Origin of the sequence: Paraburkholderia caffeinilytica (genome assembly GCF_003368325.1) — a bacterium.
GTDB lineage: Bacteria > Pseudomonadota > Gammaproteobacteria > Burkholderiales > Burkholderiaceae > Paraburkholderia > Paraburkholderia caffeinilytica.
Genome location: NZ_CP031466.1, coordinates 923,843 through 937,868, shown reverse-complemented (window position 1 = coordinate 937,868; position 14,026 = coordinate 923,843). Strand labels below are relative to the sequence as shown.

Sequence of the window (14,026 nt, the reverse complement as noted above, 5' to 3'; positions counted from 1 at the left end):
CTCCTATCGGCGTTTCAGATACGTTGACCGTCCCGTTCGACGGCCCTGAATGCGCGAAACCCCGCTCGGAGGCGGGGTTTCGGGTGTGTTGCCGGGTGCGGATGTGGCCGTCGTCGGCGGCGGATCCGGCGCCTCGATATCCGCCACCGCCGGCAGGCCGGTCGCAACGGGCACCGCGTCGAAGAGCGAGACCTGTGACAGGCGATGCTGCTCGAGCATCCAGTGCGCTTCGGTCATGAGGTGCGTCTTGATGCTGCGCGCCGCGTGCAGGGCATACACCTCACAGTCGAGCGCTTCGTTACGTGCCCCAGCCTTCTTCTGCCAGATGCGCTTGCTGCCGATGCGACCCGGCACCTTCACTTCCGCGGTGAGCTGCTGCAGATAGTCGGCACGCACGCCCCTGTACCAGTGCAGGCGTCCGGGGCCGTCACCGTCCAGTTTCAGCCGGTTGTCGAGGATCAGATCCTTGGCCTTGCTCACGCCCACCATATATGGGCGCAGACCATACTTCGCGGCCTTGCTGTTGTTGCGTACGGAGTCGACCGACGCCTTCGGCACGCTGAATATTTCCGCACCGATATCCTTCGCACCCTTGATCGCCATGATGTTGATGCCGCGTTTCTGCGCGACGCGCACATAGCGGTACACGGCATCCGACGTCGAGCCGTCCGACGAGTCGATCGACGCCGCCCTCACGCGCAGCACCCAGCCGTTCGCGTGTCGGTAGCCCTGCGTGAGCAGATCAGTCAGCGCGCCCCACACGCCACCGACCATCGGGTCGGTGCCCTGCTCCAGCACGTTGCCGTAGATTTCATCCCACAGCACCAGCCAGCTTTCTTCGCCCCGGCCCCACGCGCGCAGCACAATCGCAATCCGGTCGTGCTGCACGTCGATGCCGATCGTGAGCAGCAGCGCGCCGACCGGTACCGTAAAGACCGCATATTCAAGCGCACGCTCGGCGAGCAGATCGATCTCGGGAATATCGCTCTCGTACTTGTACGGGCGTCCCTCGGTGTTGTTGACGAACGAGCGCATCTTCGTGTCGTCGCCCGCGCGCAGCGCTTTCTCCGCGACGAGCCGCTTCTTCACAAGCTCCGCGAGTCGCGAGCCGGGAAACGGCGATACAAGCTCGTTCAGACGGAAGCCTGCGACGCCGTGAAACGCCGCGGTCGCGACCCATCGGCCGCGGCGCACGGCGCGAAACCGGGCCGTGTCATCCCACAAACTGCCGCAGAAAGGGCACGCGTAACGCGCGGACTGAGGCGTCGCCAGTCCGAACACCTCATGCGGCGCCTCGGCATTCTCGGACCATGTGACGTTGTCCCAGGCCAGTTCGTGCTCTTCGCCGCAATCGGGACACGGCACCAGATACCGGCGCTGGTCCGACGACTCATAGGCCTGAGCGATGCGCGAGAAACCATCGATCGTCGGCGTGCCGCCGAAAATCACCTTGCGGCGGCTGTCGGAGTAGCTCTTGTTGCGCTCCTCGAGCAGCGTGATCGAGTCGCCCTGCTCACGAACGTTCTGGTTCGCGTCGTCCGGCTCTTCCACTGCAACCACCGGCGCCGGCGTCGACTTCACGTCGTCCGGCGCGTTCGATGTGATGAACTTGAGAAAGCCTCGGGAAAAAGTCTTGTGGTCCCACAGGTTGTTCTTGTCGCGGCCTGCATGCACAGGCAGTTTCGCGGACAGGCGCGGCGTCACCTCGACCATCGGTTCGAATTTTTCGAGGTTGAATTTCTTTGCCGACTTTTCCTTCGCGAACATGATGATCATCGGGCACGGATCGATGTCGATACGCCGTCCGACGTAGTTCAGCAGAACACCATCGGTCCATGCCACCTGCGCCGACTTCATGCATACGACCTTCTGCACGCGCGGATCGTCGAGCGCCGCATGCATGCCGTGCACCCACGGCGTGATGTCCGGGTTGTATTTACCCGGGCTCGCCGCCGCCTTCGCGCTCAAACGGCGATAGCGTCTCGCCCAGTCCGTCGTCCCGATCTTCTCTGCCGGCGTCAGCAGCTTCGCCAGGCGCCGGATCACTGCGCGCACTGTCTGGCTCGTATCCAGCCAGCTGCTCGAGACATCCATTGATGTGTTCATTCAACAGCTCGACATCGACGTCGACCCCATAGAGCGTGCGCATCTCCTGCGCGATCTTGTCCGGCAGCGACAACAGGTCCGACTGGAACGCGCCGACCATCTGTCCATAGGCGCGTTCAAGCTGCTCTGCGTTGACGAGCTGCCCCTTCTTCTCCGCGAGCGTGAGGATCTTGATCTCGCGCTCGACACGCTCGGTCATCGCACGCTCGGTAGCGAGGTCGTATCCGCCGTCGCCCACGCGGCCGGCGGCGATGCCGCGAAGGTGCCGGATGTACTCGATACGGATGTCGTCCATCGACGTCTGCCGGTAGTCGATACCGAGCTTGTCGACGAGGCGTGAAACGGCCGACTGGTCGAGGTCCAGGTGGTCGGCGATCTGTTGCTGGGTTGGCATGAATATGACCCCCCTTGGAGAATCACCAGTAGAGAAAAAACGCGGGTGCGAGCCCCCGTGTCCCGAACGGCTATAGGGTCCCCGGTTCCCAACTGGGCGAACGCTTGGGCCCGGGTTACGAGCCCAAGAACCGAATGTCTATTCAATTCGCATAAATATGTAGTCTCAATGGCTATTTTTAGCCGACATCGTTGCAACCTACTTAAGGTGTTCCTACGATGAATTGTCGTCACCGTGACGGCACGTCATTTCTGCCTTGCAGAACAGCGATGACGCAATACAGCGCAATTAAGGAGACCAAGCATGGCCTATTACAAATACGGAAATTATCTGGTCCAGGAACAGGGACCAGAATTCGACGCTCTTCATAGCCCGGGAGGGCAGACTCCCTATTCCGGAATTTACCGTTGCGAAGCATGCGGCGGCAGCTCCGTATCGACGTTGGGGAATCCGCTTCCTCCACAGGGCCATCATCTTCACAACCCAGGGATCGGTCCTATCCAGTGGCGCCTTGTTACGAAGGCGCATTGGAAATAAAGGAGCCTAGACATTGCCTACAACGCAGTAAAAAAGCCCCGAGGCTTGCGCACTCGGGGCTCTGGGTATTCGTTACGTTTTGTTCAGGCGAGCGGACCCGCCGTACCTAACGAGCTCCACTTATTGTTGTTGTGTCTCGAAAGGGCTGCACGACTAACGCGCGGTGCCAGCGAACATCATTGAAAACGGAGTCTATGCGAATCATTTCGGATTCGCAAGTGGTTTTGCGCGCAGCTCACGACGCAGTTGCAGATCTGTCCACTCATCAAGCGCAGTCAGCATACGCAGCGACGCCTCGAACCGCTCATGCCAGTGAGCCTGATACTGGCCCAGCGGCACCTGCATCGCGTGCGCGCGCTGCGCCGGAATCTGCCAGCGTTTGCCGGTGCCACTACACACACGGCAGACCTGACGCGACATCGACTTTGCCCGCGTTGCGATCCGGCCAATGCCGGCGCACGCCGGGCATCCATCAAACTCTGTCCGCATCATCATTTCGCAAACCGGCAACCCAGTCGTCGGCGCTTCGTAACGCTGGCCCCGCTTCACCTGTTCACCGCGCGCAAGTCCATGCGGCCACGAACAGAATGGTGTGGCATGGCTACCGACTGCAACCTTGCCGGTCGCGTTGCATGTGCTGCATGCAGCGATGCCCGACTCAACACCTTCCTTGCCACCGACCGTGCCACGCCCGCTGCACGCGCCACACATGTCATCGAGCCACGCTTCGAGCACAGCCGCGGAGAATCGTTCGATCACATCGGCCATCGGAGATTGCGGCGTCGTGTGCGGAGCCTCGCGGATCTCGCGCTTGAACGCAATGTACTTGCCGCGTTTGAACCGCACACTCGAACGCTCGCGCTTCGCCAGCAGCAGTACTGCGCGATGCAGCCCCGACCGGCGTTTGTCGTCGCCGTACTTCATGCGCAGCAGCAATGCGCCGAGTTCGTCGACTTTGGCGAGCGCGCCGATCTTCAACGCGACGTCGCCGACCGAGTCGGCCGTCTGCGAGCGCGGATTGATAGCGACACCGACCTGCTCTCTCAATTCGATTTCGTACATGGTTCCTCCGGTCCTCAGTCTTCGTACTGGCCGATGTGCTGTCGGCAATAGCCGCGCCGCGTTGAACCGGCGCCGATGATGGTGGTAGCGGCATGCGTGCAGCGGCAACCGTTCCCAACGTGAGCACAGACGCGATCGTCAGCCGCACTCACGGTTTGCGACGTCGCATTAGCGGCCGTCGAGGTCAGCGCGTCATTGCGCCGACGGCGCAACTCCTCCCAGTTCTTTCGCAAACGCGCAGGTGACGTGATGACCTTCGCCCAGAACCTGTCACGATCCGCCCACGCGAACAGCCGTGCGATGTTCTGCAGGCCACGACCGTCTATGGCCTGCATCGCCTCGACTTCCCGCGCCCACTCGTCGATGTCGGGCGATGCAAAGTCATGCAGACGTGCCCGGATGCGCTCGAGCATCCAGTTCGCGAGCGACATCGCACCTTCATCCTGTTTTTCTCTCTGAACGCCCTTACCTTCGTTAACCGCTAAGGGTTGAGATAGAGAGGGTTTACTTGTATTTCTGTTTACTGGGTTATTAGTAGGAACGTGGTTCCGGTAACTTTCCGGACTGGCCGCCGGCAGGGGCTGCGCGCCGGGCACTTCCGAACAACGTTCATCCAGTTCCGCAGGGTTACCTGAACGTGGTTCCGGATTGCCTGTTTCCTGTGCAACTTCGGAACCACGTTCATCCAACTCCCCAGGGTTAGCTGAACGTGGTTCCTGATTGCTCAACATCTCGGCATCGTCCGCGAGATCAAAATCAATGGCATCACGCTGACGGCGCGCGACGTCCGCCGGGATCGACAGCCGATAGTGCGCATGCGCCCAGCGACGCGTTGGCCTGCGCGACTTCCAGCGCGTGAGCCATCCGTTGCGCTCCGCGACGTCGAGGTGATTGCTGACACAACGCTCCGAGAGGCTCGCCTTCTCGGCGATCGTTTCGACAGACGGCCAGCAGGTGTCGTCCATTGCATTGGTGTATTCGGCGATCACAAACAGCACCAGTTTCGTGGTCGACGGCAGTTCACTGCCCGTCATCGCACGGCGCCAGGTGAAGAAAGGGGACACGGTGGTCATAGATCAATATCCTGAGCCCGGGTCGGCAAAGTTTTCGAACCGGGTTATTGCGTTCTGGAATGCGAGTCGCACGGTGCCGATCGGCCCGTTGCGCTGCTTCGCGATGATGATTTCCGCAGTGCCGCGATCGGCGCTGTCGGGGTTGTAGACTTCGTCACGATAGATGAAGAGGATGACGTCGGCGTCCTGCTCGATCGCGCCAGACTCGCGCAGATCGGACATGACCGGCCGTTTGTTCGGGCGTTGCTCAAGGCCGCGGTTCAGCTGCGACAGCGCGACGACAGGCACGCGAAGTTCCGTTGCGATCTGCTTAAGCGAGCGCGATATCTCGCTCACCTCGGCCGCGCGCATGTCCGAATTGCCGCCATCGCCCGACATCAGCTGCAGGTAGTCGACGACGACAACGCCCAGGCGCCCGCACTCGCGGTGCAACCGGCGCAGCCTGCCCTTGAGCGTCGAAGGCGTGAGCGATGCCCCCTCTAGCACGTGGATCTGCGCGTCTGCCATCAGTTGCACGCCGTGCGTGATGCGCGGCCAGTCGTCGTCCTCGAGCGTGCCAGTGCGCAGGCGGTGCTGATTGACGCGGGCCGTCGACGCGAGCATGCGCATCGCGAGCTGCTCGGCGGGCATTTCCATCGATACGACCGCGACGGGCAGCCCGAGCTGCATCGCCACGTATTCGCCGATGTTCATGGCGAACGACGTTTTGCCCATCGAGGGCCGACCGCCCACGATGATGAGCTCGCCTTCGTGCATGCCGTCGAGCCGACTGTCGAGATCGACAAAGCCCGTCGGCGTACCAGTAACGCCGCCCTTGTTTTCCCTGTGGAAAAGCTCGTCGATCCTTTCGATCACGCGTGTCAGTGCCGGCACGAGTGGCTTGAACTCGTCGTCCTTGCGACGATCGGTGTCGGAGAGCCGCAGAAACGCAGACTGCGCGTGATCGACGATTTCCGATACCTCGCGTCCAGCGGTGTTGTGACACATATCGATCACCTGCATCGCCGCGCGACGACAGCCGCGCAGCATCGACCGATTCCGGACGATCTCCGCGTATCGCGCGACGTTCGCCGCACCCGGCGTCGACTGGACGATCTCATTGAGGTACTGCAGCGGCTGTTTGATCCGTGCGCCCGTCGCCTGCAGACGCTCAAACACCGTAATCGCGTCAGCCTGCTTCTGCCCAAGGATCAGCTGCGTGATTGCCCGGAAAATGAGGCGATGATCTGATACCGTGAAATCGTCTTCCGCCAGCAGCTGGCCGATCCGATCGTACGCGCTGTTATCGAGCATGAGTGCGCCCAGCACAGCCTGCTCGGACTCAGTCGATGCGATAGGCGCGTGCGCTTCCAATGGGTCTTTTGCACCCATGTATTCTCCCCGGTGAGCGAAACGCGACTTACTGTCGATTGATGCCGGCGGCAGCGCGTGCAGTCGTGATCGTCTGCTCGATCTGGCGCTGGCCATCGCGCCCGATCCGTTCGATCGCCGCAACTTCGTGTGGATCGATTACGCCATCGAACGCTGCACGCCGAACCTCCTCCGCGAGGCGGCCGGTCTTGTCGCTCACGCCGAGCGCAGCGGTAACGAGCGCGGTGATACCCTCCTCCGCATCAGGCCGCTCATTCAGCGCGGCCACCAGTCCGAAGCGGGCATTGAACGCGTGCACGGCATCAAGCGCGTGCGGCTGGTTTTTCTCGAGCATCCATTCGACGAGCAGCTCGAACATTTCACCCGAGATCCGGGCGCCCTCCACTTCGCGCAATTTCAGACGAAGCGATTCGCCAGTAATGCGGATGCCGCGACGGTCGGTGAGAAAGCGCGCGGCATCCTCAACCTTGCCCGGCGTTTTGAGTACTGACGTATAGAGGACATCGATCCATGTTGTATCGCTGTATCTGCAGGTCACGCTAACCCCTTGTGAATAACTGTTTTTCATGCTGTTTACGCGAGGTTCTTTTTTCTACGATTGGCCCTCAACAACGGGACGAAAAAATGAACCGACTTGAAGACTCAAGGTGCTGTGAGAAAATAGTTGCGCATCAACAAACAACGATCGAAAAAAGGAAAACAAATGGAAAAGCCCGCCGCACGCACATCCGCACGTCGTTTACTGCTGAAAATTCTCGAAACTCAACCGAACCTGATGCAATTCAACGGCGGGCCTCAGAACCGAGGCGACGACGCAGCAAACTTCTGCATCAAGTTCATCGAAACGTACTCGGACTGGCTCCTGAAAAATCCAGTACAGGACTAGCCGCCGAAAGAGGGAACCGGCCGGACAACGCGACTCCGGCGTCGTCCGGCTGGAAGTCGGTCCTATGGCAAACGATCGATAGGCAAGAGCCCGGGTCGCTATCAATATCCGCAAGCCGGGTTACCGCCCGTTTCTTTGGTGCGGAGACGCTTCATGCGTAGACCTGTCATCAATCGCACACCAGGTAGCCAACGTTTCCACCGCAAGACAAAACTCGTTATCAGCCAAGGCTCGCAGCAACGACATGCTGAGCGCGCGTTTCGAAAGTTCATGGCTGCGGTGTTGGAGCCTCTCCGCCCTCGGCTTTGCGAACCGCTTCCGGATCGAGCGCACGGAACGCCACCATCCAGGAATCCGGGATGTGATTACTGCTTGTCCACTGCGAAATGCGGCCTTTGCTTAGGCCGGTTATGTCCATAACCCGGCGCCGGCCACCCATCGCTTCGATAACTTTGGTCGCATTCATGGACCGCAGTATAGAACGCTAAACTAAACCGTGACAAGCTTTCTAAACCACATTTGGTTTAGATTCTTAAACCATGACGCTCAGTGAACGCATCCAAACCATCCTCGACGAAACCGGCGTAGACAGCGTCACGCTCGGCCATCACGCAGGTGTCTCAAAGGGCACCGTAAGCCAGTGGCTATCCGGTCAAATCAAGTCCATCAAGCTCGAGTACGCTGTCGGCATCCAAAACGCGCTCGGCTACAACCCGGTGTGGATCGTCATGGGCAAAGGAAACAAGAGAACTCCGGGGATAGAGCACAATGAAATTGAATGGAATCCGTTACCGGTTGCCCCTAGTCGCGCCATCCCGGTCCTAGGCATGGCGCAGCTAGGAGACAACGGATACTGGGCCGACATCGAATATCCAGTCGGACAAGGCGACGGTTTTGTTGACTTCCCGTCGTCAGACCCAGATGCATACGCGCTGAAGTGCACCGGGGACTCGATGCGGCCGCGCATTAAAGACGGCGAATACGTAATCATCGAGCCGAACAGGGTTGTCGAACCTGGCGATGAGGTTCTTGTGAAAGCAACCGATGGCCGGGTGATGATCAAGGAATTGGCCTATTCACGGGCAGGTCGCATACACCTGCTTTCGACAAACGAAGCACATGCAACGATCGCCCTTCCGAAAGAGAGCATCAGCAAGATGCATTACGTCGGGGCGATTGTGAAAAAGTCATCCTGGCGACCTTCGTAAAGGTCCCGTACATATCCAGAACCCGCATCTCGCGGGTTTTTTTTCGTCCAGCGCACCAAACAGTTTAGTTTTCTTGACCGACTGAGGTTTAGTGTTCTATCCTTCGTCACGTTTCCCATGGAGATGCGTGATGAAAAGTTACCGCTGCTATTACCTGATGAAGGGCGAAGAACCGAGTGCGCTCCGTTCGTACATCCAGGTCCAAGCCGCTGACGCAGTCAGCGCCGCTCAACAAGCCATGCACGTCACCGGCTGTGTTGCCGTGACTGATGTCGTTCGCGTGCAGGGCTAAACCATGGCACGTCTTCACTCGAACAATCAGAGAATCCTGCCGATCTGGGCGATCTGGATCATCGCGGCCCTCGCGAGTTTCGCGCTGGCGGCCATCAATCCTGATAGCGACATCGCATCAGCCGCGCGGCCCCTATCAGCTCACCATATCTGAGGCGAGCAATGGACAGGAGTCCGCTGCCGCGCCATCTACTACGTGTCGAGTGGCAACTGCTGCATATGGTCGGCAACTTCGACTCAGCGATTCAGAAACCCGAGGTTCGCCAGACGCTCGAATCGTCAGCGCGCGCACGCGAACTCCGCGAACAGCGGCGCCTTCGTGAACGAGGCGACGTGAAGCGTCGCGCCAGCGGCGATTTCGACGACTGACTATGACTCGATACCACGTTCGCTGCCGCCAGTGCGCGACTCGCCGCTGCCTGCGCAAACACCCCGACCATTTCGCCCGGTTACCGCGGTGCGACTGCGAAGGCTACTGGCTTCCGCATCGCCAAGGCTCTATTTTCCGCGGGTATCGCAGCGACGGCAGTGGCCGTTTCCCAGGCGACACAGACTTCGCCGACCGCAATTACGACGGCCTCGCGGCCTGACAAGCAACCATGGCAAACATATCGCAACTCGCCGGCATGCTGCCGCGCGATCCCAAATTTCGCGAGTGGCTGTCGTCCGAGGCACAGGTCGAGCAACTGACCGCCGACGAAGCCGCGGAAGTTATCCGCACCGTCTGTCAGATCGACAGCCGCCGGGCGCTGGCCACCGACAAAGCTGCGGCAGAGCGCTTTCACAACCTCTTGCGCCGCCCGTTCGCCGAGTGGCGCGCAAAGCAGCACTAACCCCACCTTGAACGGAGAAGCGCAATGTCCCTGTTTGCATCGCTGTACCCACTCGCGAAACGCACGACCCTCACGCTACTTATCACCGCCGAAGGTGACCAGTTGCGCGTGAACGTCACACCACGCGCCAATGACGACACGAAGGGCGAAAAACCGCTCTACCCGCTGTCCATCCTCGCGACGCCTGACGAACTCGATCGCGATTTCGCTGAAGCGGTTTCGATCTACGAGCCCAGCACACTGTCGGTGCTCGACCAGGCGCGCGCCGCGAGCACCGCGAACGGTACTGTCGATGCAGGAACGAAAGGACAGTCCGCGCCGACGTCGAGAGGCAAAGGTGGCCGCAAGCGTGCCGCAGAACAGCCGGCGCCGACAGAGAACGACAACGGTGACGGTGCTGGCGATACGCCCCCGACCGACCCACGCCAAACGCAAATTCCCGGCATCGAACCAGCCGCCGAGACCGCCACTTCCGAAATACCTGCAGTAACTGCGGAGCAGGATTCCAGCAACGCGCAGTCCGCCGCCGGGGATGACGGCGTCGACCTGCTTTAAGGAGCGACCGATGAAAACCGAAACGCTCGCTCGCGAATTCCGCTACAACGGCGCCAAGCTCACGGATCCGTCGCCGACCTTCTCGCTTCATCAGGTGCGCGACTTCTATGGCAATACCTATCCGGAGATCGTCAACGCCGAGATCGAGGGGCCGGAAGTCGTCGGCAACAAGAACATCTACACGTTCCGCCGCGCTGTCGGCACAAAGGGCGGCGCCATGACGCTCGAGCAGTTGCGCGCCGAGCTCGAGCGCGGCCCGCTGACACCATCCGGTGAGCACCGGATCGAGGCGCGGGCCGCTGAGGACCAGCTCGCACGCCGCCTGCATGCCCTCGCGTCGCGGCGCGTCGCCGGCGTGCGTCTGCAACTGCCCGTTTCCAGTATGCCGGTGCTGCCATGAGTTTCTCGCCGATTGCCCTGCCTTCCCTCACCGATATTCCGGGCGTGTACACGATCAGTTCGGGCGAGTCGCTTACATACCCGCTCGCCAGGTCGCTTCTCGAGTCCGGCGTGATCGAGGCCGAAGATGTCGCGCGCCGGCCCCGCTCGGAACTCGCACTCGCGACGACCGCGCTCACCCGCCGCTGGAATCGCATTACCCACGGTATGCACCTGTTCGACTGGAATCTCCAGCTCGAACAGGCGCTCGATGGGTATTTCCCCGACTCGCTCAAACGGACTGATCAGTTGTGGGCAATGGTGCAGACCACGAATGGCCCAATCTCGTGCCCTCAAGTTTGCGTTGGCGGTGCGATCACTGTGCTGGAACAGTTGCGCGAAGGGCTGGGCCAGACGTTACTTGCCGCGCTCTATGACGCATGCAGCATGCTGCCGACCATCTGCACGCCCGCTTACGCCCTCGGCATCGCCCAATACACCTACTGGTACGGCGAGTCCGACGAGTCTGTCGCGATAGAGGAAGCGATGAGCCTGCACGACTGTCAGTCCCGCGAAGAACTGATTGAGACGTTCGATTTCTTCACGCGAGACAAGTTCTTCCGCGGCATGCCAGAGTGGGCGGCATCGCCGAAGCGTGTTCTTTCGCGTGCCCAGGTCAAACGCGCCGCAGGTCGCGATGAATTCGCTGCCGAGGTGGTCGCGGCGATGGACACCGTCTGGAACATTGCGCGTTTCTACGGGCCGTTCGCGGATGTCGGAACCGGCGGTGCCGGTCTCGATGCCATTGACCTTGCCCTCGTCGTGCGGTGGACCGAAGACGACGTTGTCGGCCGCGTGGTCGATGATTTCCTGCAATACATAGCCGACGGCGAGTTTCTCAGCGCAGCATCCGCGACACCGCTTGCCATCGTCGGCGGCGACATCGCGACATGGCTTAAGCAGATGGAAGCAACTGCGCTTCTGGCCAAGGCTGTCGAGCACCTTCTCGGCATACTTGGCCGCGAAGAATACCAGGCAAAAACACTTGTGCGGGTGTTCGCATGAAGTCCGTCGTGATCGCCCAGGACAACGACGTGGAGCTGCAGCTCGACAGCGCGCTGCTGTTCTACCGCTCGGAAGGCACCCAGTATGTCTACGCGACGCAGCACTCAGCCCGGGTCGTCAACGGCCTTCCGACGTTGCTACCCGGCGTGCCGATCACACTTGACCAGTTGGCTGAGATAGCCGAGATCGCCGCCCGCAAAACCAGCTATCGCGGTTTCGTGCACGAGCGTGTCGTCTATTTCGCCCCGAACATGCTGGCGTGGTGGATTCCCGCCTGCACGCGCCGCGTGTGGTTCAAGTCGACCGACAAGATCGGCGAGCGTGCCGGCGACGCCAGACATCCGCCGCTGGTGTTCATTGTCAACCGTGACAGCTGGTCGATTTTCGCGCTGCGCGACAACGAGCGGCCGGGCCCGACGACGAAGCTGTACACCGCGCCCTATTACAACGTCTGGGAAAACGGCGAGATCTGCGTCGGCAATGTCACGACTCCAGACGCCGTCAATACGGCCAGCATCAAGCCGTTCGAGGATGCATTTTTCCGCAGCCGCTTTACCCACCCCAATAACGAACGACTTATCCACAGACGCGGCGGCGCTGAGCGTCTTTGGCTCGACCTGCTCGACGGCGCCGAATTTCCCCTTGACCGCCTGATCGACACGAAGCGAACGCTCGCGGACGTGATCGACAACATCACCACTCTGGACTGACGCCATGGAAAAACTACTCACCCTGTTTCAAGACGCAACGCAGGCAGGCCTGCGCGACATCGCAACTGCACTCGACCGGTTTTCGCAAGGCGTCGCCGACGAGATCGCGCGCGCCAAACCGCGTGCGATCGCCGCGGCAGAAGACGACGAGGCGTTCCCGCTCGACGTCGCGCTGTTCGATAGCGCCCCGACGGTCGCCGTGCCGAAGCACGCACAGTTCGCTCCGCTGCTCGACGTCGGCCACCGCTTCCTGATGACCGCCGAGGGCGTGTTCGTCGAGGTGCGCCGGCCGTGGCTCCATGTGATCCAGCAATTGGCGAAGCACAGCGAGACTGGCCCGCGCCCGCCATATGGCGTGGTCACGCCGAAGATCGAACTCGCGTTTGGTCGGCTCGGCGTCGCGCTGCCGTTCGTGCAGGCGTTCGCGGAGGAAGCACAAAGCGCCCTGCCGAACGAGCATGCCGCGTGGATGGTGTGGGATAAGGAAAAGCAGGCACTCACCTATAAGCCGCTTCATGTTTCGTCCACGTCGCCCGACGAGATCAAGTTCGACCGACCGGTGCTGGAGCCGCACGAATCGCTCGCGATCGACCTCCATAGCCATGGCGCCGCGCCCGCGTACTTCAGCCCAAAGGACGATAAAGACGATGCCGGCGAAGTGAAGATCTCGGCGGTGCTTGGCGGCCTCGGGGATGGCGGAACGCCGAGCGTCGCGTTCCGTCTCTGCGTGCTCGGCATGGTCATTCCGCTGAAAGTGCCGGTGTCCGCCGTATTCAAGGTTCCGGAGCCGGCATGACGCACATCACGCCCGCGCATTTTCTCGATCGGCGCGTGAACATCGCGCTGATCGGCTGCGGTGGCAATGGCTCGCAAATGCTGACAGGCCTCGCGCGACTCAATCATGCGCTGACCGCCCTCGGGCATCCGGGCTTGCACGTCACCGCGTTCGACGGCGATACGGTCAGCGAAGCGAACATCGGCCGTCAGATGTTCAGTCCAGCCGACATCGGCATGCACAAGAGCATCGTGCTGGTTCACCGACTCAACGCGTTCTTTGGTCTCGACTGGCATGCTCGCCCGATCCATGCGAGTACCAGCGAACTCGTGCATCTGGGCGCGGGCATCGCGATTCTGTGCGTCGACAGCGCAGCTGCTCGAGCAAAGCTTGCAACAACAATCGGGAAGACCGCGGCGTATGTGATGGATCTAGGCAATCGCGCCAGCGACGGGCAGGTCATCTTCGGATCGAGGCCAACCGCGGCGCGCGAAGGCAGCACGCCACTGCGCTGGCCATACGACGTGCTGCCCGAGCTGATCGACACAACGGTTCCGGAAGACGATGCGCCCAGTTGCGGCCTCGCCGAAGCGCTCGAGCGGCAGGAGCTTTTCATCAACCAGGCGATCGTGACGCCGGCGCTCGGGATCCTGTGGGAGTTTTTCCGACACGGTCGGCTCAGCTGGTGCGGCGCGTTCGTCAACCTGAAAACCGGGCACGTTCGGCCGCTGGCCGTGGATAGCTTGCCTGGGCACGCCGAGGTGACAAATGCCGCTTGATCC

General features: G+C 61.0%; 18 protein-coding genes. 12 read left to right on the top strand and 6 right to left on the bottom strand.

Annotated elements, in window-relative coordinates; translation table 11 throughout:
* Window positions 1-3: 3 nt before the first annotated feature.
* From DSC91_RS04200 to DSC91_RS04175, 6 genes are all read right to left on the bottom strand, one after another.
* Complete coding sequence (locus DSC91_RS04200; RefSeq protein WP_341869798.1) at window positions 4-2,046, bottom strand: phage terminase large subunit family protein; 2,043 nt, start codon at window positions 2,044-2,046, stop codon at window positions 4-6.
* On the bottom strand, window positions 1,937-2,500 hold the full coding sequence (locus tag DSC91_RS04195) for a helix-turn-helix domain-containing protein (RefSeq protein WP_175172101.1): 564 nt from the start codon (window positions 2,498-2,500) through the stop codon (window positions 1,937-1,939). Before DSC91_RS04195 ends, DSC91_RS04200 begins: the two co-directional genes overlap by 110 nt.
* Before the next feature lie 738 nt (window positions 2,501-3,238).
* A complete protein-coding gene (locus tag DSC91_RS04190; protein ID WP_115776966.1) occupies window positions 3,239-4,099 on the bottom strand; it encodes a hypothetical protein in 861 nt (286 codons plus the stop codon).
* Between the two features lie 14 nt (window positions 4,100-4,113).
* Window positions 4,114-5,172 (bottom strand): helix-turn-helix domain-containing protein, encoded by a 1,059-nt coding sequence (locus DSC91_RS04185; RefSeq protein ID WP_208645731.1) that lies wholly within the window; start codon window positions 5,170-5,172, stop codon window positions 4,114-4,116.
* Between the two features lie 3 nt (window positions 5,173-5,175).
* A complete protein-coding gene (dnaB, locus tag DSC91_RS04180; protein WP_115776965.1) occupies window positions 5,176-6,543 on the bottom strand; it encodes a replicative DNA helicase in 1,368 nt (455 codons plus the stop codon).
* A gap of 28 nt (window positions 6,544-6,571) precedes the next feature.
* Window positions 6,572-7,081, bottom strand: coding sequence for a phage regulatory CII family protein (locus DSC91_RS04175; RefSeq protein WP_175172100.1), 510 nt, complete (start codon window positions 7,079-7,081; stop codon window positions 6,572-6,574).
* A gap of 165 nt (window positions 7,082-7,246) precedes the next feature.
* Here DSC91_RS04175 and DSC91_RS04170 point away from each other — a divergent pair, with 165 nt between their 5' ends.
* The 12 genes from DSC91_RS04170 to DSC91_RS04120 all read left to right on the top strand — a co-directional run bounded on the left by DSC91_RS04170 (window position 7,247) and on the right by DSC91_RS04120 (window position 14,023).
* Window positions 7,247-7,429 (top strand): hypothetical protein, encoded by a 183-nt coding sequence (locus DSC91_RS04170; RefSeq protein WP_115776963.1) that lies wholly within the window; start codon window positions 7,247-7,249, stop codon window positions 7,427-7,429.
* Between the two features lie 539 nt (window positions 7,430-7,968).
* Entirely contained in the window at window positions 7,969-8,637 is a 669-nt protein-coding gene (locus DSC91_RS04165) for an XRE family transcriptional regulator (protein WP_115776962.1), read from the top strand.
* Between the two features lie 130 nt (window positions 8,638-8,767).
* Complete coding sequence (locus DSC91_RS37340; protein WP_162831333.1) at window positions 8,768-8,929, top strand: hypothetical protein; 162 nt, start codon at window positions 8,768-8,770, stop codon at window positions 8,927-8,929.
* A gap of 3 nt (window positions 8,930-8,932) precedes the next feature.
* Window positions 8,933-9,082, top strand: a complete 150-nt coding sequence (locus DSC91_RS37335; RefSeq protein WP_162831332.1) for a hypothetical protein — start codon at window positions 8,933-8,935, stop codon at window positions 9,080-9,082.
* Between the two features lie 8 nt (window positions 9,083-9,090).
* Window positions 9,091-9,297, top strand: a complete 207-nt coding sequence (locus tag DSC91_RS04160) for a hypothetical protein (RefSeq protein WP_115776961.1) — start codon at window positions 9,091-9,093, stop codon at window positions 9,295-9,297.
* Between the two features lie 230 nt (window positions 9,298-9,527).
* Window positions 9,528-9,761, top strand: a complete 234-nt coding sequence (locus tag DSC91_RS04150; RefSeq protein WP_115776959.1) for a hypothetical protein — start codon at window positions 9,528-9,530, stop codon at window positions 9,759-9,761.
* Between the two features lie 24 nt (window positions 9,762-9,785).
* Complete coding sequence (locus tag DSC91_RS04145) at window positions 9,786-10,316, top strand: PRTRC system protein E (protein ID WP_115776958.1); 531 nt, start codon at window positions 9,786-9,788, stop codon at window positions 10,314-10,316.
* 10 nt (window positions 10,317-10,326) lie between these two features.
* Entirely contained in the window at window positions 10,327-10,716 is a 390-nt protein-coding gene (locus DSC91_RS04140; protein WP_115776957.1) for a PRTRC system protein C, read from the top strand.
* On the top strand, window positions 10,713-11,759 hold the full coding sequence (locus tag DSC91_RS04135; RefSeq protein WP_115776956.1) for a PRTRC system protein F: 1,047 nt from the start codon (window positions 10,713-10,715) through the stop codon (window positions 11,757-11,759). Before DSC91_RS04140 ends, DSC91_RS04135 begins: the two co-directional genes overlap by 4 nt.
* Before the next feature lie 8 nt (window positions 11,760-11,767).
* Window positions 11,768-12,469 (top strand): PRTRC system protein B, encoded by a 702-nt coding sequence (locus DSC91_RS04130; protein WP_162831331.1) that lies wholly within the window; start codon window positions 11,768-11,770, stop codon window positions 12,467-12,469.
* A gap of 4 nt (window positions 12,470-12,473) precedes the next feature.
* Window positions 12,474-13,265 (top strand): PRTRC system protein A, encoded by a 792-nt coding sequence (locus DSC91_RS04125; protein ID WP_115776954.1) that lies wholly within the window; start codon window positions 12,474-12,476, stop codon window positions 13,263-13,265.
* The gene (locus DSC91_RS04120; RefSeq protein ID WP_115776953.1) at window positions 13,262-14,023 is read left to right on the top strand and encodes a PRTRC system ThiF family protein; all 762 of its coding nucleotides are present in this window, start codon (window positions 13,262-13,264) and stop codon (window positions 14,021-14,023) included. The genes DSC91_RS04125 and DSC91_RS04120 overlap by 4 nt, the downstream gene beginning before the upstream one ends.
* Window positions 14,024-14,026 lie beyond the last annotated feature (3 nt).

Excerpts from the sequence above, each read along its gene's own strand:
- DSC91_RS37340 (WP_162831333.1), top strand. The coding sequence starts at position 8,768 with ATGAAAAGTTACCGCTGCTATTACCTGATGAAGGGCGAAGAACCGAGT.
- DSC91_RS04170 (WP_115776963.1), top strand. The coding sequence starts at position 7,247 with ATGGAAAAGCCCGCCGCACGCACATCCGCACGTCGTTTACTGCTGAAA.
- DSC91_RS04140 (WP_115776957.1), top strand. The coding sequence starts at position 10,327 with ATGAAAACCGAAACGCTCGCTCGCGAATTCCGCTACAACGGCGCCAAG.
- DSC91_RS04185 (WP_208645731.1), bottom strand. The coding sequence starts at position 5,172 with ATGACCACCGTGTCCCCTTTCTTCACCTGGCGCCGTGCGATGACGGGC.
- DSC91_RS04190 (WP_115776966.1), bottom strand. The coding sequence starts at position 4,099 with ATGTACGAAATCGAATTGAGAGAGCAGGTCGGTGTCGCTATCAATCCG.
- DSC91_RS04135 (WP_115776956.1), top strand. The coding sequence starts at position 10,713 with ATGAGTTTCTCGCCGATTGCCCTGCCTTCCCTCACCGATATTCCGGGC.
- DSC91_RS04150 (WP_115776959.1), top strand. The coding sequence starts at position 9,528 with ATGGCAAACATATCGCAACTCGCCGGCATGCTGCCGCGCGATCCCAAA.
- DSC91_RS04145 (WP_115776958.1), top strand. The coding sequence starts at position 9,786 with ATGTCCCTGTTTGCATCGCTGTACCCACTCGCGAAACGCACGACCCTC.
- DSC91_RS04125 (WP_115776954.1), top strand. The coding sequence starts at position 12,474 with ATGGAAAAACTACTCACCCTGTTTCAAGACGCAACGCAGGCAGGCCTG.
- DSC91_RS04160 (WP_115776961.1), top strand. The coding sequence starts at position 9,091 with ATGGACAGGAGTCCGCTGCCGCGCCATCTACTACGTGTCGAGTGGCAA.
- DSC91_RS04195 (WP_175172101.1), bottom strand. The coding sequence starts at position 2,500 with ATGCCAACCCAGCAACAGATCGCCGACCACCTGGACCTCGACCAGTCG.
- dnaB (WP_115776965.1), bottom strand. The coding sequence starts at position 6,543 with ATGGGTGCAAAAGACCCATTGGAAGCGCACGCGCCTATCGCATCGACT.
- DSC91_RS37335 (WP_162831332.1), top strand. The coding sequence starts at position 8,933 with ATGGCACGTCTTCACTCGAACAATCAGAGAATCCTGCCGATCTGGGCG.
- DSC91_RS04120 (WP_115776953.1), top strand. The coding sequence starts at position 13,262 with ATGACGCACATCACGCCCGCGCATTTTCTCGATCGGCGCGTGAACATC.
- DSC91_RS04165 (WP_115776962.1), top strand. The coding sequence starts at position 7,969 with ATGACGCTCAGTGAACGCATCCAAACCATCCTCGACGAAACCGGCGTA.